We start from the raw sequence: 20,027 nt of genomic DNA, 5'->3' as shown, positions 1-20,027 counted from the left end.
AAAAATTTACCCATGCATTACAAGACACATTTTCATCAAATAAATAGATGGCTAAAATGCAACATAAACATAGGCTGTATTCGTATACAATGTTGCTTTTGCAAGCATGGGTAGTTTTCGTATGAAGAAGGTTATCTTATCTGGTAAAAAACAACACTCTCTTAGAAATAGCCTAATCTTTTAACCAAGCATAACTAGCTATAAAAAACGGTAAGCAACTACGTGTGTACATGGTTTGCTTACCGCTAATCATTATTTCGTTAATTAAGATTTTGAATCGTTCTTGTCTTTATCAGATGACTCATCATTTTTATTGTCTTTTACAAGCTTAAGTAACTCTTCTAGCATAGTTGCCATATCATTGCGACTGTATCTAGTGGATTCTGTTAATTCATGTTTCTCTTCACGAGGTGCATCTAGTTCTTTCTGTTCTTTCATATCTTCATCTTCATGTTTCTCAATGCGTTCCTCTAATAAATATGCTGGAATAAGATGACCATCAGGTGTAGCGTACATCTTATTTAATCTTCTCGTCTCTTTATCGAAAAAGCTATATACAACTGGAATAACGAATAATGTTAGGAATGTACTACTAATTAAACCACCGATAACAGTGATCCCCATCGGTTGATTAATCTCTGTACCTTCACCTATTCCTAGCGCTAATGGAATAAGTCCTAAGATTGTCGTTAGGGCTGTCATAAGGATTGGTCGAGCACGGTCCTTTACTGAAACGACAATCGCATCATAGCTTCGCATTCCCTCATCCTTCTTCTGGTTAATATAGTCGACAATCACAATCGCGTTATTAACGACGATTCCTGCAAGAACAATAATACCGATGATCGCAGTTAAGCTAACTGGTGTTCTTGTTACCGTTAAGGCAATCGCAACCCCAATAACCATCAATGGCACTGTAAACATAATAACAAATGGATATTTTAAGGATTCAAATTGTGCAGCCATAACTAGGTAAATAAAGATAATTGCGAGAACAAATGCCATTAACATATCATCAATAGACGAATCAAGTAGCTCTCGATCCCCACTAAAGACAATCTCAGTTTCCTCAGATAAATCTAAATCAGCAATTTCTCCATCTACTTTTTTCGAGATTTCACCCAAATTCGTTGAATCCTTGTATTTAAGGGTAAATTGTACAGCGTCCTGTTGGTTAATTCGCTGAATATTTACAGGTCCTTTTCCTTGTTCAATTGTTGTTACCTCGTCAAGAGTCACAAAGCCACCATTTGGCTTTTTTATTAATAATTTTTTTAGTTCTTCTAGATTTTGAGTAATATCCTTATCATACTCTACAAAAACCCCATATATATTTGCGTTTTGAGCGGTCATTTGTGTAGCTTGGTTTCCTCTTGTTACATCATTTACGATCATTGCAATTTGAGCTGGAGCTAGCCCCTCTTGAAGAGCTTTTTCACGGTCTACTGTTATTTGAATTTCTTCTACTTCATCCATTAGGTCAGTAGTCAATTCATTCACATCATCTAATTCAATCAAAGCGTCATAAATTTTATTCACTGATTCATTTAGTCGATTGCTGTTCGTATCTCTTACATTAAAGGTTAATGTGTTGGGAGCTGAGCCTGAAGAAGATTGAAGACTAAATGAGACTTCTGCTGTATCGTTTACTTTTCGGGCTGCTCTCTCTACATCTCCCTTTACATCATCGACAAACTCAAAGGTTGATCGCTCACGGCTCTCAAGGTCCTCCATTTTAACATAGAGCTCACCTATATTCGCATTCTTCGAACCTCTAAAAGAACCTTCTTGAGTTGTTCCGATTAAGCTTACATACGTATCAACATCATCCTGCTCTTCAAATTCCTTCTCTATTGCTGACATAACCTCTTCCGTTTCAGTCAAGGCGACACCATTTCCTAGCTCTACTCGAATGCTAAAAAAGCCTTCATCTGTATTCGGTAAAAATTGAGTTCCAACTGTCGTTACCCCATATCCTCCGCCAATTAGCAATACAATCGTAATGATGATGACTGCTGCACGATTACGGAGCGACCATTTAATCGAGCTTTCAAGAAGATTCATCGGGCGAGATGTTTGTCTTTTTTCTTCTATATTATTCTTCGGCTGTTTTAACAATCTACTTGCTAACATTGGGACAACCGTTAAAGCGACAACTAAAGATGCAAATAAGCTAAAGGAAATCGTTAGGGCAAATTCTGTAAATAATTCTCCAATAATCCCTGTAATAAATACGACAGGTAAAAATACGGCAATCGTGGTTAATGTGGAAGCCGTTATAGCTGCTCCAACTTCCTTAGCACCGTCTCTTGCAGCTTCCTTAGGATCCTTGCCCATAGATAAGTGGCGATAGATATTTTCGATTACAACGATGGCATTATCGACAAGCATCCCAATTCCAAGAGCTAGACCACCCAAGGTCATTATATTTAAAGTGAAATCTGCAAAATACATAAGGACAAAAGTGAAAATGACTGAGTAGGGAATGGCAATCCCGATAATTAATGGGCTCTTCAAGTTTTTCAAGAAGAAAAACAACACCATCATCGCAAACACTCCACCTAGTAAAAGAGAGTTCGAAATATTTCCAATCGCTTGCTGAATGTAATCCCCTTGATCAAATAGAACCTCAGACTCGATTCCTTCATAAACATCCTTTTCAAGCAACTCATCTAATTGACTGACAAATTCCTTTGATACAGCAGCTGTATTAGCGTCAGATTGCTGTAAAACACTCAGTAAGACAGATGGCTCTTGGTTTGTACGAGTAATTGTTCGATCATCTAGGTTTGTTAGGGCAACGTCACTTACATCACTAACCTTGATCTTCTCACCGTTTGAAGGATTAATCGTTACAGTTAAATTCTTTAATGTATCAATGGAATCTATCGTACTAATAATACGCGTAGTTAATTCCTTGTCATTCGTTAAGATTGTATTCCCAGGCATGGAAATATTATTTGCTTGGATAACATCAACAACATCCTGTTGGCTCAAATTATAGGTTTTTAATTTATCTTGATCCAATTGGACGCGAACTTCTTTTATTGTAGTTCCTGAGAGGTTAACACTTGCTACTCCATCCACTTTGGTTAACTCTAACTTTAATTGTTCTGCTAATTCTCTTAAAGATTGCTCATCACGATCTGAACTCAAGCTAAGCTGAATAATCGGAAACTGTGAGGGGTCAAACTTAAGAAACCTAGGTTTTTGTACATCATCTGGCAATGTTGTTTGATCTAAACGCTGAATGACTTCACTTTGGATTTCATCAATGTCAGTTGTCCAAGAAAACTGCAATAAAATTAAATTTGCACCTTCCTGTGAAGTAGTAGACATCGTTTTAATTCCTGGCAATGTAGCTAAATTGGCCTCTAAAGGCTTTGTGACTTTTTCAACGACTTCATCAGGGCTAGCACCCGGATAGGATGTAACGACTACCCCAACAGGCGGATTAATATCCGGAATCAACTTTAATGGAATATTTAAAAGCGAGACCGCACCTAAGATTAGAACTAAAAACATCGTCACTAAGGTGAAAATGGGTCTTCTAATGGAAAAATTACTGATCTTCAAAATTTTTTCTCCTTCCCTTAATCAAATGACTGGCTGTATGTAATTTCATATATATAACTATATTAAAGCCTTGAAGCGTATGCAATTATTTGTGTGTTTCAAACATTACAATCCTGTGAATACAGTTATTTTTTCCAAATAAAGGGGAATATAGTCTGATGCATATAAAATCAAGTAGAGGCTGGAACATAACTAAATGACTCCTTCTCAAAGACGAACAAAGACTATTTTTAATATTTAGGTTGTATATACAGGTTCGTTCCACCTGCGCTGCAGTCACTCCCTTTCCGCGGGGAGGAAGCTGAGCCTCCTCGCTGCGCTTTGGTGCTCATCCTTTCCTCTATTTCCCTTTGAAGTCGAGTGCCTTCTGCTCCATTCCACTATTTTTAAAAAGCTTGTTTTCCGAATAAACAAAAATACCCGAACTATAAAAGGAGATAACTCCTAATAGTTCGGATAGATCATTGACTGAAATACGTATGTTCCAGCCTCTTTACTGATTAGTTTCTAATGATGCGGAATCCAGTCAGTCCATAAACGACTGTTAAGAGCGGCGAGAATAGACAGAAAAACGTAAATGGAAGATAGTCTAAAGTGGATACTCCTAGTACACTAGTTAAAAAGACACCACAAACTCCCCAAGGTACAAGCGGGTTAACGACCGTCCCAGCATCCTCTAATACTCTAGATAAATTCTTCAAATGTAAGCCAGCCTTCTGAAAAGGTTCCTTAAATGTATTTCCAGTTAAGAGAATCGATAAATATTGTTCTCCTACTAAAAAATTGATACCAATTGCAGTAGCAGCAGTAGATGAGATAAGCATTGGCACTTTGTGGAGCATGCCTTTTACCCCATCCAACAAAGCGGGTAGTATGCCAAGCTTAAATAATAACCCTCCCATTGAAAGTGCTAGAATCACAAGGGAAATGGAGAAAAGCATACTTTCAATTCCACCTCGAGAGAGTAATGCATCTAACTCTTCTATTCCAGTAGTTGAAGTATATCCAGAGTATAAGACTTGTACAATTTGTTTCATAGTAGTTGAATGGTTTACGACAAAGCTAATAACAATCGCTGTGAGTATACCTGCCGATAAGGTAAGAATGGCTGACACTTTTCGAATAGCTAGTGCAGTTAGTATCACAAAAGGAATAAGCGTATACCAATGAATGAAACCTGCATTCAGCAATCCTTCCTTTAGGCTTTGTAGCTTTTGAAAGCTTGAATCTGCTTGTTTAGGGGATAAAACCATAAACATTATGAAAGACAACACAAAAGCAGGAATTGTTGTCCATAGCATATTTCGAATGTGCTCAAATAAATCGACCTTTACGAGCATAGAGGCAAGATTTGTTGTATCTGACAACGGAGACATCTTATCCCCAAAAAACGCACCTGAAATGACGGCACCTGCTGTAATTGCCTCTGAAAGACCAAGTGCTGTACTAACGCTAATAAAGGCAACACCGATAGTCGCTGAAGTAGTTAACGAACTCCCAATACTAATTCCTACGATCGCTGTAACCAAGAATACAATGGCATAAAAGAACTTACCGTCTACAACACTTAATGCTAAGTAGATAAACGTAGGAATGGTACCACTCATCATCCAACTGCTGATTAAAACCCCTATAAAGAAAAAAATCATAACGGCACCCAGACCAGATTTGGCACCCTCTACCATCCCATTTTCAATTTCTTTCATTGAGACCTTTTTAAATAAACCAAAACCGATCAATAGAAAGGTTGCTAACAATATTGGGATATGTGGAACCGCTCCTAAAGAAATGATCGTGTAGCTTATTCCTCCCAGTATTAATATAACCATTAACAAAGCTTCAAGAGGCTTTACTGTTATAACTGATTGATTCTCCATGATGTTTTCCTCCAATTTAATAATAGTATCACGAACCTAATAGAGCTTATCCTAATATTTCACGGATGGTTTCACTTGAAAGTTGGGGAGTAATATAACCCGACTTTTCAAGGAGATTTGGTTTGTTCTTGAGCCTTTAAAATTAAACACAAAAAAAGCTACTTAATCCCTAGGGACGAAGAAGCTCCGCGGTACCACCCTAATTGACCATCCTTGTTTGTTAAAGGACCATCCTCTTTCATTGTTTGCTGTCCGTAAGGCAATTTGTAGGTCAAGTCATATCTGCCTAGATTTGCACCAACCATCTAGTCTCTACTTGCTGCGACGATATTACTCTAATAATAATTGCAGACTGCTCTATCATCTTTTTCACTTAAACGCTTTTTAGCTTTTAGGCACTAAAGTATTTTCGTATACTATTAATATATGATTCTTTTCAAAAGATGTCAACAATTATATTATTCCTAATCATATTGTTTTGAATCTAAGAGAACTAATTTTGAGTGAAAGAATCCTGTACATTTGTCGATGTAAAGCGCATATATTACAAGACAAAACTTAGCAGTCATGATTAGGTAGATCGTTCGTATAAAAAGAAGCGAACACTCATTTGTAACAGCATGAATAGACTTCTAAGAAGTGAATGCTGCATTCGTTGGCTTACCAATAAAATAGCCCTGAGCTAAATCAACTCCAATTCTACGACAATAGGCCAATTCTTCTTCTCTCTCTATTCCTTCCGCTAACACAATAATGTCTAACTGTTTTGCAAGAGAAATAACTTGTTGTAAAAATTCCTGTTTCTCATCTGATTGATCACAATGGTCAATATAGTGTCGATCTATCTTTACATAATCCGGGGATAAAAGTTCTAGCATAGAGAGTGTAGAAAATCCGGCACCCACGTCATCTAGCGCCACTTTCATCCCTTCCCTTTTATATGTGGATAAAACATCCTTTAAATGGTCAATGTCTTCAATTTTTTCAGTCTCCACCACTTCAAAAACTAGATTATTAGGGTTTATTTGATATTTATCTACTAAATTAAAGGTGTGTCGTAAGCAATAATCCGGGTTGTAAATAGTCGATGGTAAAAAGTTGATAAAACTCTTTACCCCGTCTTGAACAAAGCTTTTTCTCGTCTTAATGGCTACTTCCCGTGCACGTTGATCTAATAGAGAAAGTAACCCCGTTTCTTCTGCAGCTTGAAAAAGCTTTAAAGGAGAAAAACTTTTGCTACCACCAGTTCTCAAGAGGGATTCATAGCCATACAATTGATTTTTCTTTAGCTCAATAATTGGCTGAATGTAACTTTCAAGTTCACCATGTTGAATGACCTCAACTATTTCTCGTTCCTTGACTCTTGCGTATAGTGATGATAATGGATAGGTAAGAAAGGGATGCTCATCTTTATCATTTAATCCTACCTTAATGTTTGATTTTTCAATTTTGATTTCATCCAAGATGTTGTTCAAATCTTCCACTGATCGGAACGGGCATTTCATCCATTCATCATTATGCTTCTGAAAAAGGGCTGGCAAAACAAATTGTTCGTGTCTAATAAATAAATATCCCTTTTCATAAAGCACAAAAGGAATCCCACAATGGATACATTGGTCATTCAATAAAAACCCTCCTTTTTTCCTGCCTCTCTTCATCATAACAAAAACAATAAACAAACAGCTTAGCAAATGTTTTTCAAATCTTTAGATATTCTCTTTAAAGCATCCTACGGAATGTCTTGTCTTTACTCATGAAGCAATAATAAAAGAGGCCATTCATATTGAAATAGCCTCTTTTCTCTCTATTCGTACATATCCATTGGGTTATACAGTTTGACATCTGGATTTTTATCTTGAAACCATCTTAGAGCAAAATCATTTTCAAATAAGAATACTTTTTTATCATAACGATCATGAACGAGAATGCTTCTAGAGCTAGAAAGATTTTCGTTGATTTGTTCATTTTCTACCCAACGCGCAATTTTCGAACCTTGACGTTCCATTAAGACTTCCACATTATATTCATTTTTCATACGATGTTCAAATACTTCGAATTGAAGCTGCCCGACTGCACCTAACAAATATTCTTCAGTCTTCACTGTTTTAAAGAGCTGAATCGCTCCTTCTTGCACGAGCTGTTGAATACCTTTATGAAAATGTTTCTGCTTCATCACATTCTTTGCTGTAACACGAACAAATAGTTCAGGAGTAAACTGTGGAAGGCGATCATAGTGGAAAGCATTTTTCCCAACAGTTAAAGTATCCCCTATTTGATATGTTCCTGGATCGTAAAGTCCAACGATGTCTCCACTTACAGCTTCCTCTACCGTACTTCGGTCGTCAGCCATAAAGGAAGTCGATTGAGCCAGCTTAAGTTGCTTTCCTGTTCTAGGAAGGTTCACCGTCATCCCACGCTCAAACTTCCCGGAACACACACGTAAGAATGCAATTCGATCGCGATGAGCAGGATTCATATTCGCTTGGATCTTAAAAATAAAACCAGAAAACTCATCAGATAACGGATCAATTTTTCCCTCAGATGAATTACGAGCTTGAGGAATTGGAGCATACTTTAAATACGTTTCTAAAAAGGTTTGTACACCGAAATTAGTTAATGCACTTCCAAAGAAAACAGGCGTTAAAGAACCATCTGCAAGCTTTTCCTCAGAAAATTCATTCCCTGCTTCATTTAAAAGCATAATTTCTTCGATGGTCTGATCATAGAGACCGGAATCCTTTAGAGGATGGCTTCCTTCAATTTCTCCATCTTCATTCAGATTAATATATTTTTCTGATTCATCTACACGAAACTGTTCAATTCGATTATAGAAGCGATCGTAAATCCCTAGGAATTCTTTCCCCATCCCAATTGGCCAATTCATCGGATATGACTCAATTCCCATTACTTCTTCTAACTCAGCTAATAACTCAAGTGGCGCTCGTCCTTGGCGATCCAGCTTATTAATAAATGTAAAGATTGGAATTCCACGCATGCGACAAACCTTGAAAAGCTTTAGCGTCTGAGCTTCAATCCCTTTTGCTGAGTCGATGATCATTACCGCACTATCTACAGCTGTTAATGTACGATACGTATCTTCACTAAAATCTTGGTGACCTGGAGTATCCAAAATATTAACCCGTGCACCATCATAGTCAAATTGCATCACACTTGATGTCACAGAAATTCCACGTTGTTTTTCAATTTCCATCCAATCACTTGTTGCGAATTTTCCTGTTTTCTTCCCTTTAACCGTACCCGCATCTCGGATCGCTCCTCCAAATAATAAAAGCTTTTCCGTTAAGGTTGTTTTACCGGCATCCGGATGGGAAATGATCGCAAAGGTGCGTCGAGACAACACTTCATCTTTAAAACTATTTGACATAATCTTATCCTCTCTTTTATGCAAACTAACACTTGATTCATGTATATAATGTTTTATTTTCTTTACCCATAACTTCTATCATATCTCCCTGGTGAACAGATTGCAATTGTATTAAGTAAAATCCCAGCCCATTTTTGTCTAATTCGCTAAGAGGAGACCTTTCATTTCCAATATTTTTAATAAACTAAGATGATCTTAAGTCCTTCCAATAAAACCTAAGCCTCTCGTAATAGGTTTAAGCCCTCTCAAACAATAGGGTGTAGCATACTATAAAAAGAATAACCTTATTTTAGGAGGGGAAATGATGAAGGATGCTGACAAGGAAATCATTAAGGAGATAGTCGCAAAACAAATTGAACAGCAGATGAAGGAGTTTGTTACTAAAATCACCAATGAAACAATAAATGAAAACGGTAACTCAAGTATTAAAAATAGCGGAAATGGATTTGTTTACGTTGATAATACAGGGATTGCCTATGCAATGATTTTATTCTACAAACAATTTATCGAAAATCAAAATGTAGACTCTAATTCCTATGACTCTATTTTAGAAAAACTTGAAAACCTCATTACTGAGAATCGAAAATTATTCAAAGAAATGATAAAACCTAAAGACAGCGGTGATTAATCTTTCTTTTGAAATGGTGGTGATTACTGATGATAAAACCCATCCATTTGCTTCAAAGTTTAGTTGGAAAACAGGTTATCATTCAGCTTAAAGGCGGCACTGTTTTTAAACACATTGGCAGCAAAAACAACCCGACATTTGTATTTCAACTAATATCTATAGATCCTACACATCAACTTATTAAAATAAAACCGGTAGTGTCAGAAACAAATCAGCTATTGAATACCTCGATATTCATTTGTCTAGACCAAATCTGTGCGATCCAAAGTTGGCTCTATGAAAAGAAAGACCACAATAAAAAAAGCAAGATAACTGCTTCTTCACTAAAGGGAAATCCCAGCACTATCCAACTGAATTCACAGGATAATTATCTTGATACATTAAGTAAGATGGATAAAAAAAATGGCCTGCAGTCCCAACCTGTAAAACTTAAACAGAATCAAAAAACTTCACCTCAGCCAATGGAAAACGCTACTGATTCTACTAATGAAAATAATGGAAGCTTAGTTGATCAACAAGATATCAACAATCTCACAAATACTCCATTCCAAGATAAAAATGCGACGTTGGACAATTACCGAACTCCATCAATAACTACCACACCCGATAATGAACATATTCCCATAATTAAAATAAATCCCCCTTTCATTATTGAAAATCAAGGATCAAATGAAAATGGCAATTCTCTCATCAAGAATTCTGGATCCTTCTATAGTAATAATTCCGCTATTCAATCAGATTGTTAACCCATTCACATACGGGTGTCTGAACATATTCTATAGTAGATAGCCAAGGAGGTGAGATTATGGCACTATTCAACGAAGAAACACTTGCTTTAGCAGTTGCGATCGCGAAAGCTATGCAAGCACAAATGCAAAAAACAGATGTTGATGTAACAAATGATGCAGATGCTTATGCGTTCGCATACTCAGTTGCTACTGCTGTTGCAAAGCAATTTCAAAAACAATACCAAGAGCAGTACCAAAATCAATACCAAGGTCAAGCGCAAGGTCAAGGATCTGAACAGGACTCCGATCAAAAAATCTTTAACTCAAACAAAAACTTAAACGGTAACTCTTTTATTAAACACAAAGATGGTTATTATTCCAACCAAGCAGAATAATTCCTACGAATCATTCAAAGGATAAAGGAGGTAAAAAGATGGGATTAGGTAATGGGTTATTCGATGAAGAAACGATTGCTGCTGCAGTAGCATTGGCAATTGCCATTCAGCAACAGATGCAAAAAACTGAAGTAGATACTGACAATACCGCATTCGCTTATTCAGATGCATTTTCACATGCCTTTGCAAAGGCGTTCCAAGAGCAATTTCAATATCAATTTCAATATCAGTCGCAATACCAAGGGCAAGCACAAGGACAAGATTCTGATCAAGACTCAGAACAAAAAGTAGCAAATGCAAATAAGAACTTAAACGGAAATGCCTTTATTGCAGACGATTATTAAGTAAGGTACATCAAAGGGACATAGTCTGCACTATGTCTCTTTGTTTACATCCTCATTTCACATTTCCCTACTTAGCAGGAATTCAAAACGATTCCCTAAGCTTGGTTCTCTTTTTTTATTTCCTTTTCTATTTTTCATATGTTTCGCCTCATAATAAAAATCTCTTTTGGAATGATAATAAAATAATGAAACCCACATCATGTAAATACATATTAAACAGAGGTGAAAAGATGAACTATATTTGGGGTATATTTGGAATCTTAACGGTTTTAGGAATTGCCTTTCTTCTTTCTAACAACAAACGTTCGATAAACTTTCGGACCATCCTTGCTGGGTTAGCTATTCAGCTAGGCTTCGCATTTGCAGTCTTAAAGTGGGATTTAGGAAAAAAAGCTCTTAATGGGCTTACCATGGCTGTTAATGACATTATTAATTATGCGAATGAAGGAATTAACTTTTTGTTTGGTGGTTTGTTTACTGACCAATCTGGTGTTGGGTTTGTATTCGCTTTTCAAGTCTTACCAGTCGTCATATTCTTTTCTGCGTTAATTTCTGTACTCTATTATTTAAAAATCATGCAGTTTTTTATTAAATTCCTTGGGGGAGCTCTTTCTTGGCTGCTTGGAACGAGAAAGGCAGAATCAATGTCTGCAGCTGCAAACATCTTCGTCGGACAAACAGAGGCTCCACTAGTCGTGCGCCCCTATTTGGCTCACATGACGCATTCTGAGCTCTTTGCCGTTATGACAGGAGGATTAGCTTCTGTAGCGGGATCTGTTCTTGTTGGATACTCATTGCTTGGGGTACCGTTAGAATATTTACTTGCAGCAAGCTTTATGGCGGCTCCAGCAGGTTTAATTATGGCGAAAATGATAATTCCAGAGCAGGAAGAGAATGAAGAAGGCAAGGAATTCGAAATGGAGGTCGATAATGAGTCTACAAACGTGATCGATGCGGCAGCAAGGGGGGCAAGTGTTGGCTTACAACTTGCATTAAATATTGGTGCTATGCTTCTCGCATTTATTGCACTAGTCGCATTAATTAATGGGATTTTAGGGTTAATTGGTGGACTCGTTGGATTTGACCAACTAAGCCTTGAGATGATTTTAGGCTATGTATTCTCCCCATTAGCCTTTGCGATTGGTGTTCCATGGGCTGAAGCCGTACAAGCTGGCAACTATATTGGGCAAAAGATCATCTTAAATGAATTTGTTGCTTATTCTGCTTTTGCACCAGACATACCGAACTTAACAGATAAAACAGTTGCAATTATCAGCTTTGCTCTCTGCGGCTTTGCGAACATATCCTCGATGGCCATTCTATTAGGAGGGCTCGGAAATCTTGCGCCTAATCGCAGAGCGGATATTGCTCGCCTTGGTGTGAAGGCTGTTATTGCAGGTGCACTTGCATCTTTATTAAGTGGTGCTATTGCTGGTATGTTATTTTAAATATCGCAACTGTACACATTATCTCGTCCTCCATCTATTCGGTGGAGGACTTTTTTTGCAAATATTTTACTTAGCATAAAAACATAGCTATAGTATCTTTAATAGCACTTATTGTGAATACTATACTTTTCAATGAGGTGAAACTTATTATTATGAAGAATAACAACCTGTTTGAAGATGGATATAAAAAATACGAAGCAAAAGCAGAGGAATACGCACAAAATCCCGAAAAAACAGAAGGTTTATTAAAGAAAGCCATTAGAAAAGCAGATGAGAAAAAAGGTTCTTTATCTGAAGTTTGGGATAAATTTCAGCTATTAATTCAATTAATAAAGGCGTGGTCTAAAGGGGAATATACAAAAATACCGAAAAAATCGATTGTCATGATCATCGCAACTATTCTTTATTTTGTAGCTCCAATAGACATTGTACCTGACTTTATCATGACCCTTGGGTTTTTGGATGATGCGGCCGTTATTGGTTTTACTCTTAAACAGATTTCAACAGATTTAGAAGAATTTCGAAAATGGAAAGAAGATTAAGGGGTAACTACATTTTTAATTCATCCTTTTCTTTAATTAACCACTTTACTTAGAGTTTACTCTAAGGCTTACACTGACTATGTCAGTCATTCAAACTGACTCTTTAAATATTTTATCAATAGGGAGAGTCTATTTAATGAAGAAATTAGTTGTCATTACAGGTGCAAGCTCAGGTTTCGGAAAAGAAATGGCCAAGTTATTTAGTAACGCTGGCAATCCTGTTTTACTTTTAGCTAGAAGAATTGAACGATTACAGGAAATGAACCTACCTAATGCCATGTGTAGAAAAGTAGATGTAACAGACTTAGATGCTTTTGAAAAAGCCGTTCGTGAAGCTGAAGACCGATATGGAAAAACCGATTTACTTATCAATAATGCTGGGGTAATGCTACTTGGCACGATAGACAATCAAAATCCAAGCGAATGGAAAACAATGCTTGATGTGAATGTAATGGGTGTTTTAAATGGGATGCAAATTGTCATGAAAGATATGAAAGATCGAAAATTCGGCACCATAATTAATCTTTCCTCCATTGCAGGTGTTCAGCCATTTGGAAACCACGCAGTATACTGTGCGAGTAAATATGGGGTTAGAGGACTAACTCAAGTTGCAAGAGCTGAAATGAGCCCCTTTAATGTAAGAGTGGTGTGTGTGGAGCCAGGTGCGGTTGGGACTGAATTATTATCCCATACAACAAGTGATGAAATAATTGAAGGCTATGAGGCTTGGAAACAGAGTGTAGGAGCAATCAATATTACAGCATCTGATATTGCAACAACGATTAAATTTGTCTATGACTTGCCACAATCTGTCCTAATTCGCGAGCTAATCATTACCGATACTATGCAGGATGCATAATATAACTAGACTTGATTAGTACATTTAGTTCTAATTAAGTCTAGATTTTTTTCGTTTTATGATTGAGAATTATATTACATATTAATAGAAGTAGACCTAAGTAAGACAGCAGATTGTGGAAGAAAAAGCCTAAACCAAGTTTACAGAATTGATTCCAATTTTAGCAAAAAGGGGATGTATACATGTATAAAATTAATGAAGTCTCATCAATCGCTGGCCTATCTACTCATACGTTAAGATATTATGAAAAAGAAGGGATATTGCCTCCAATTAATAGAGACCACACAGGGAATAGATTGTATACAGAAGAAAATATTGCATGGCTTGATATAGTTACCTGCCTAAAGGAAACGAATATGCCTGTCCAGCAAATAAAAGAAATCGTCAGATTAAGTATTATTGGGACTACTACCATTGAAGAAAGAAAAAGAATCCTGCTCTCCCATCGAATAAAAATCGAAAATCAAATAAAAGAATTAGAATTGAATATTAATAAAGTAGATAGAAAAATTGCATTCTATGAAGGAAAGGATGAATGTTAGTCATCCTTTCACTTTCTCTTCATATTGTTTAATTTGATCCTTAATTAGCTGTAGTTCTTCTATTGAAAGTTCACTTAAAGCGTTTTTGATGCCCTCCTCCAACTGAACTCGATTTTTTTCAAGGTATTGATTCCACCAGTCGCGCAATCCCTCTGTCCTGTCAAGTAAGTGCTCTACGTCGATTTCTTCTATTTCATCATCTGAAATATATTCCATCACCACACCTAAAAATCTGTTTAGCTTTGATATTTCATTGTCAGTATTCCTATTACCCATTTCTTCAAGCTCTTCTGATGACTTGCGGGGCATCCGTAATTCACTCCTTTTCTATATAGTTTTATTCTCCTTTAATCCACCAAATTTCATTCCTAATGAAAAAAAACCAGCATACCTGTAGGATAGCTGGTTTTCATCGTACTATTTATTTTGCAAATCGATGGTTTCCAATTTCAAATGTGACTGTTCTTGTTTGGAGCCATGTGCTGCTAATAATATTTGGATTATAGAAATATAAAGAGTCCTTTCCTATTTCATCATGTTGAATAGCTTCTTTAACCGCTTGTTTTGCTTCATCTCCAGCGGGCTGGTTAATCGTACCATTGTCGACAGGTTGAAATTGCTTGTCCTCATATATAACTTCTTTTATTGTATCTGGGAACTGGTCACTTTCTACTCGGTTTAAGACGACCTCTGCAACAGCAACTTTTCCTTTAAATGGTTCCCCTTCAGCTTCAGCATGTACAAGTCTAGCTAATAACTCTTTTTCAGATGGAGTTATGGAAGAATCTTGAACAGGTTTTGGCACGATGATTTTTTTTCCGCTTAAATCTTGGTCATCCTTTAAAAAATTTACGATCTTGATTTCTTTCTCTGATACACCGAACTCTTTTCCTTTATCTAGAAGAGTTTCCCCTTTTTTCATCTTATACACTTTAACACCGTCTATAAGTTCAGCAGAAGCACTGTTATTAATCTGGATGAAAGAGAATGAGAGGACTCCCATGAATACGACTAAAGAAATTAGTTTTCTCATCGATATTCCTCCTTTTTCTATTGAATTGAAAAACATACGTTATACCTTATCACAGTCTCTCTGGAAGATTCAATATAAATGATTTCCATGTTATTTATTCCTACCCTTTAATGGAAATGTAAGCAATTAACTAGTCAAATCATAAAAATCTGCTATAATGATGGGAGTATTTCATTACAAGAATCTGTTATCCTTATTTCTTTCACTCCCACGAAAAGGTGAAAGAAACTTAGCTACGTTTAACAGACCTAATTGAATAAGAAGAATTGTAGGGGGACCAGTTGATGCTGGTTGAGATTTCATCCGAAAGATGTTGACCCTCAGAACCTGATCTGGTTGATACCAGCGTAGGGAACATATTCTATAAAACAAATATTCATTTGTTTAATCGATATGCGCCTTGGTTCTGAGCCTTGGCGTTTTTTAGTTCCCTCCATTTCTTTTTAATACCTAATATTTTACATAATACAACAAGGAGGAATGAACATGAAGAAAAAATGGCTTAGTTCATTATTAGCTTTAGGATTACTTGTAGGATGTAGCAATGATGGAGAGGAAAATAAATCGGCTACAGATAAAAAAGAAAAACAAGATTCCCTTGAAAAGGTTTCTGTCGTTTTAGACTGGACACCAAACACAAACCATACAGGTCTTTACGTGGCTAAGGATAAAGGATACTTTGAAGAAGAAGGCTTAGACGTAGAAATCATCATGCCAGGGGAAGCCGGTGCCGATCAGCTAGTGGCATCAGGAAAATCTGAGTTTGGTGTAAGCTATCAAGAGTCGATTACACAAGCTAGAATTCAAGATGTACCAATTGTTTCAATTGCAGCGGTCATCCAACATAATACGTCTGGATTCGCTTCACCTGCCGATAAAAATATCCAATCCCCAAAGGATTTTGAAGGAAAATCTTATGGTGGTTGGGGTTCACCTGTAGAAAAGGCTGTCATTGAGTCAATCATGAAGCAAGAAAACGCGGATGTAAATAAAGTTTCTATCGTGAATATGGGTGACAGCGATTTCTTCACAGCAGTTCAAAGAGATATTGACTTTGCCTGGATATATTATGGATGGACAGGAGTAGAAGCAGAGCTAAGAAATGAAGAAATCAATATGGTGTACTTAACCGACTTTTCGGAGAAACTAGATTATTATACTCCTGTTTTAACTACGAATGAAACCATGCTTAAGGATCAACCAGATACCGTAAAGGCTTTTCTAAAAGCCGTAACGAAAGGGTATGAATTTTCTATTGAAAACCCTTTGGCAGCTGCTGATATCTTAATTGCTGCTGCACCAGATCTTGATGCAGAACTGGTGCAAAAGAGTCAAGAATGGCTTGCACCAAAATATAAAGATGACGCAGCTAAATGGGGCGAACAAAAGCTCAAAGTATGGGAAAACTATGCAACTTGGATGTATGAAAATAATCTACTAGAAAAGGAATTAGATGCGAAAAAAGCATTTACAAATGAATTCCTACCAGAGTAAGGAGATATGTCAAATGGCAAATTCACTAGTGAGTATTCAAATACTACCAAAAACAAAAAATGGAGAAAATGTAATTCCTTATGTAGATGAAGCGATTAACGTGATTCATCAATCTGGTCTCACTTATCAAGTAAATCCTTTAGAAACTACAATAGAAGGAGAACTTGGTCAAATTTTTAGCATAATTACTGAAATGAATGAGCGAATGATAGAAATGGGGAGTAGCAACGTCATTTCGCAAATTAAAGTCCTTTATCAGCCTTCCGGAATTACGATGGCTGAGTTAACGGAGAAATATCGATAATGAAGAAGGATTGGCTCAAAGGATGGAGACCGCTACTGGTTCTCCTCCTTTTGTTCGTTACATGGGAAATTTCAGTCACGTATTTGAATATTCCTAAATGGCTACTCCCCCCACCAACTAGCATAATTAAAGAAGCTATAATTGGGTTTCCCAACTTTTGGCCAAATATGGTATCTACGTCTAAGCTGGCGTTGTTAGGCTTTACCATTGGAGCAGGTATTGGACTTTTAACTGCAATTATCTTACACCTTATTCCGTTTATCCGGGAATCGGTCTATCCATTACTTATCTTATCTCAAAATGTTCCCATTATTGTACTTGCTCCTCTATTAGTCATATGGTTTGGGTTTGGGATCCTTCCAAAGATGATTGTGATTACACTTGTTTGTTTCTTTCCAATTACTGTTGCAGCTTTAGATGGGTTTAGACAAACATCACCTGAGTTGAAGCATTATATGATGATGGCAGGTGCAAATAAAATGCAATTATTTTGGAAGTTAGAACTTCCCTTTTCCCTTCCATCCTTATTCTCAGGGTTAAAAATTTCCGCTACTTATAGTGTAATGGGTGCGGTCATATCTGAATGGCTTGGTGCAAAAGAAGGAATTGGTGTTTATATGACACTTGCTTCTTCTTCCTTCAGAACGGATAAAGTGTTTGTAGCCATATTTGCCATTATGCTTCTAAGCTTAATCTTTTTTGCGTTGATTAATCTAGTGGAACGAAAACTAATCCGTTGGCAGTCGAATGGAGGTGACCGAAAATGAGTCTATTATCCGTGCATAATGTAGCAAAAACCTTTAACAATCATGATGTCATTCAAAACTTACACTTATCGATCAAAGAAGGTGAATTCGTATCCGTCCTTGGTCCATCTGGTAGTGGGAAAAGTACCTTATTCCATTTAATCGGTGGTTTATTAACACCAGACAAGGGTACGATTCACATTGGTGACCGCTTAATTAATGGGCAAAAAGGGTCGATTAGCTATATGCCTCAGACTCCTTCCCTATTTCCTTGGAGAACTGTTCTGCAAAATGTTCTTTTAGGGCAAGAATTACAAGGAATAAAGGACGTTGTGCGAGCAAAATCGATGATCGATAATGCCGGCTTAGGTCCATATGTAGATGCTTATCCACATGAGCTTTCTGGTGGTATGAAGCAGAGGGTTGCCTTTATACGAGCTCTTCTCAGTCCACAAAAGTTAATATGTTTAGATGAACCCTTCTCCGCATTGGATGAATTGACACGATTAGAAATGCAAAAATGGCTATTAAGCATTTGGGAAGAACATCGACCAACTGTTTTGTTTGTGACACATAATATTGAAGAAGCGTTGTTTCTTTCGGACCGAGTAGTAGTCTTTTCTGACAAACCAGCAAAGGTGAATAGAGAATTTCATATTCCCTTTGAGCGACCACGCCCAGAAGAACTTCTTTTAGATGAGGAATTTTTATTATGGAAAAAAGAAATTTATTACGAGTTAAAAAGGGCAGGTAAGAAAGCATGAAACACATAATTGATGCTCATATTCATTTAGATCACTATAAACACGATGAATTATCACTCATGCTAGACTCCCTTGATCCTTCAATTCAAAAACTCATTTCTGTATCGTTCGATTTATCTTCATGTATGACCAATCAAGTTCTAGCGAAAAAATATCCATTTATCCTACCAGCATACGGATTTCATCCAGAACAGGAGATACCAAATGACAGAAATCTAAGTGAGCTATTTGATTGGATAACCGTGAATCAAGGTGAAATGGTTGCTATCGGTGAAGTAGGACTTCCCTATTATTCAAGAAAAGAGAAAACACTGTCTCTTTCCCCCTATATAGAGTTAATGGAAATCTTCATCAAAATGGCCAAAGAGTTCAACAAACCCATTATTCTTCATGCTGTTTACGAAGATGCACCACTCGTTTGTGATCTCTTGGAGAAACATTCGTTCACAAAAGCTCATTTTCACTGGTTTAAAGGTGATAATAAAACAATACAGCGAATGATAACCAACGGATATTATATTTCAATTACTCCAGACGTATTATATGAGAAAGAAATACAAGAGCTCGTTAGCGAATATCCACTTTGCCAATTGATGGTAGAAACTGATGGTCCCTGGCCATTTGAAGGACCTTTTAATAATCAAATGACACACCCAACTATGATTCATCATTCCATTAAAGAAATTTCAAAACTTAAAAGCAATAACATTGAAAAGGTTTATGATCAAATACTCAAGAATACTCAGCTTTTTTATTCAATAAATTCATAAAATCAAACAAAAGAAGCAGAGATATTAATCAGTATAATTCCCTGCTTCTTCATTATTATCTTAAATTCAAAGCAACGCATACACCGTCTTATCTCCAGTTTCTACGGTGCTAAACGGGCGTTTCCGCTTTATCTACTTTTATCTAGAGTTATTTCCCTTAGCTTGTTCAGTGTCTAGCTCCAACGCCCAGCACCTATGAAACTTCAGCCCTCCTCCTTACGATAAGTCAACATCGAATCGCTTCCGCTCTCCGTGTTTCCTTTATCTCATACAATATAAAGTGAGGCGACTGGTCAGACCCGACTTGCATAAGATGGACTGTGGCGTGGCGCACTTTGCCACAGAACAGTTCAGCTTATGACCTCGAGGGTCTAGGAGCCGCAACTAGATTTCGGGAGGTCTTCCAGTTTCTACGGTGCTAAACGGGCGTTTCCGCTTTATCTACTTTTATCTAGAGTTATTTCCCTTAGCTTGTTCAGTGTCTAGCTCCAACGCCCAGCACCTATGAAACTTCAGCCCTCCTCCTTACGATAAGTCAACATCGAATCGCTTCCGCTCTCCGTGTTTCCTTTATCTCATACGGGAGGTCTTC

19 protein-coding genes and 1 riboswitch are annotated in these 20,027 nt (G+C 37.0%); of the genes, 13 read left to right on the top strand and 6 right to left on the bottom strand.

The genetic code is table 11. The features are described from left to right. Positions 1-264: 264 nt before the first annotated feature. The 4 genes from LS684_RS06790 to LS684_RS06775 form a co-directional block, all read right to left on the bottom strand. Complete coding sequence (locus LS684_RS06790) at positions 265-3,576, bottom strand: efflux RND transporter permease subunit (protein ID WP_233810860.1); 3,312 nt, start codon at positions 3,574-3,576, stop codon at positions 265-267. Between the two features lie 500 nt (positions 3,577-4,076). Then, positions 4,077-5,453, bottom strand: coding sequence for a Na+/H+ antiporter NhaC (gene nhaC, locus LS684_RS06785; RefSeq protein ID WP_432418801.1), 1,377 nt, complete (start codon positions 5,451-5,453; stop codon positions 4,077-4,079). Positions 5,454-6,085: 632 nt separating this feature from the next. Continuing rightward, the gene (locus tag LS684_RS06780; protein ID WP_233810859.1) at positions 6,086-7,078 is read right to left on the bottom strand and encodes an EAL domain-containing protein; all 993 of its coding nucleotides are present in this window, start codon (positions 7,076-7,078) and stop codon (positions 6,086-6,088) included. A 179-nt stretch (positions 7,079-7,257) separates the two neighbouring features. Next, entirely contained in the window at positions 7,258-8,838 is a 1,581-nt protein-coding gene (locus tag LS684_RS06775; RefSeq protein ID WP_233810858.1) for a peptide chain release factor 3, read from the bottom strand. Between the two features lie 301 nt (positions 8,839-9,139). Between LS684_RS06775 and LS684_RS06770 the strand changes: the two genes are divergently transcribed. From LS684_RS06770 to LS684_RS06735, 8 genes are all read left to right on the top strand, one after another. Beyond that, complete coding sequence (locus tag LS684_RS06770) at positions 9,140-9,466, top strand: hypothetical protein (protein ID WP_233810857.1); 327 nt, start codon at positions 9,140-9,142, stop codon at positions 9,464-9,466. Positions 9,467-9,495: 29 nt separating this feature from the next. Then, positions 9,496-10,212 (top strand): hypothetical protein, encoded by a 717-nt coding sequence (locus tag LS684_RS06765; RefSeq protein ID WP_233810856.1) that lies wholly within the window; start codon positions 9,496-9,498, stop codon positions 10,210-10,212. Between the two features lie 59 nt (positions 10,213-10,271). After that, on the top strand, positions 10,272-10,589 hold the full coding sequence (locus LS684_RS06760) for a hypothetical protein (RefSeq protein ID WP_233810855.1): 318 nt from the start codon (positions 10,272-10,274) through the stop codon (positions 10,587-10,589). 38 nt (positions 10,590-10,627) lie between these two features. Continuing rightward, positions 10,628-10,933, top strand: coding sequence for a hypothetical protein (locus tag LS684_RS06755; protein ID WP_233810854.1), 306 nt, complete (start codon positions 10,628-10,630; stop codon positions 10,931-10,933). Between the two features lie 230 nt (positions 10,934-11,163). Further along, on the top strand, positions 11,164-12,381 hold the full coding sequence (locus tag LS684_RS06750; protein ID WP_233810853.1) for a NupC/NupG family nucleoside CNT transporter: 1,218 nt from the start codon (positions 11,164-11,166) through the stop codon (positions 12,379-12,381). A 152-nt stretch (positions 12,382-12,533) separates the two neighbouring features. Further along, complete coding sequence (locus tag LS684_RS06745) at positions 12,534-12,923, top strand: YkvA family protein (protein WP_233810852.1); 390 nt, start codon at positions 12,534-12,536, stop codon at positions 12,921-12,923. A 136-nt stretch (positions 12,924-13,059) separates the two neighbouring features. Further along, positions 13,060-13,782 carry an SDR family oxidoreductase gene (locus tag LS684_RS06740; RefSeq protein ID WP_233810851.1) on the top strand — a complete coding sequence of 241 codons (723 nt, stop codon included), beginning with the start codon at positions 13,060-13,062 and terminating at the stop codon, positions 13,780-13,782. A 182-nt stretch (positions 13,783-13,964) separates the two neighbouring features. Further along, positions 13,965-14,324 (top strand): MerR family transcriptional regulator, encoded by a 360-nt coding sequence (locus LS684_RS06735; protein ID WP_233810850.1) that lies wholly within the window; start codon positions 13,965-13,967, stop codon positions 14,322-14,324. Here LS684_RS06735 and LS684_RS06730 read toward each other — a convergent pair whose 3' ends face one another. Together LS684_RS06730 and LS684_RS06725 are read right to left on the bottom strand one after the other, a co-directional pair. Next, a complete protein-coding gene (locus LS684_RS06730) occupies positions 14,325-14,633 on the bottom strand; it encodes a hypothetical protein (protein WP_233810849.1) in 309 nt (102 codons plus the stop codon). A gap of 112 nt (positions 14,634-14,745) precedes the next feature. Beyond that, positions 14,746-15,357, bottom strand: coding sequence for a cell wall hydrolase (locus LS684_RS06725; protein WP_233810848.1), 612 nt, complete (start codon positions 15,355-15,357; stop codon positions 14,746-14,748). Positions 15,358-15,617: 260 nt separating this feature from the next. After that, a riboswitch (TPP riboswitch) is annotated at positions 15,618-15,728 on the top strand. A 115-nt stretch (positions 15,729-15,843) separates the two neighbouring features. Here LS684_RS06725 and LS684_RS06720 point away from each other — a divergent pair. From LS684_RS06720 to LS684_RS06700, 5 genes are read left to right on the top strand one after another with little or no spacing between them, the layout of a single operon-like run. Further along, complete coding sequence (locus LS684_RS06720; protein ID WP_233810847.1) at positions 15,844-16,851, top strand: ABC transporter substrate-binding protein; 1,008 nt, start codon at positions 15,844-15,846, stop codon at positions 16,849-16,851. 13 nt (positions 16,852-16,864) lie between these two features. Next, on the top strand, positions 16,865-17,155 hold the full coding sequence (locus tag LS684_RS06715; protein ID WP_233810846.1) for a thiamine-binding protein: 291 nt from the start codon (positions 16,865-16,867) through the stop codon (positions 17,153-17,155). Continuing rightward, entirely contained in the window at positions 17,155-17,922 is a 768-nt protein-coding gene (locus LS684_RS06710) for an ABC transporter permease (RefSeq protein WP_233810845.1), read from the top strand. Before LS684_RS06715 ends, LS684_RS06710 begins: the two co-directional genes overlap by 1 nt. Continuing rightward, positions 17,919-18,665, top strand: a complete 747-nt coding sequence (locus LS684_RS06705) for an ABC transporter ATP-binding protein (protein ID WP_233810844.1) — start codon at positions 17,919-17,921, stop codon at positions 18,663-18,665. Before LS684_RS06710 ends, LS684_RS06705 begins: the two co-directional genes overlap by 4 nt. Beyond that, positions 18,662-19,435 carry a TatD family hydrolase gene (locus LS684_RS06700; protein ID WP_233810843.1) on the top strand — a complete coding sequence of 258 codons (774 nt, stop codon included), beginning with the start codon at positions 18,662-18,664 and terminating at the stop codon, positions 19,433-19,435. The genes LS684_RS06705 and LS684_RS06700 overlap by 4 nt, the downstream gene beginning before the upstream one ends. Positions 19,436-20,027: the final 592 nt, after the last annotated feature.

Source organism: Cytobacillus spongiae (assembly GCF_021390075.1).
This window is presented reverse-complemented; position numbering and strand designations above follow the sequence as displayed.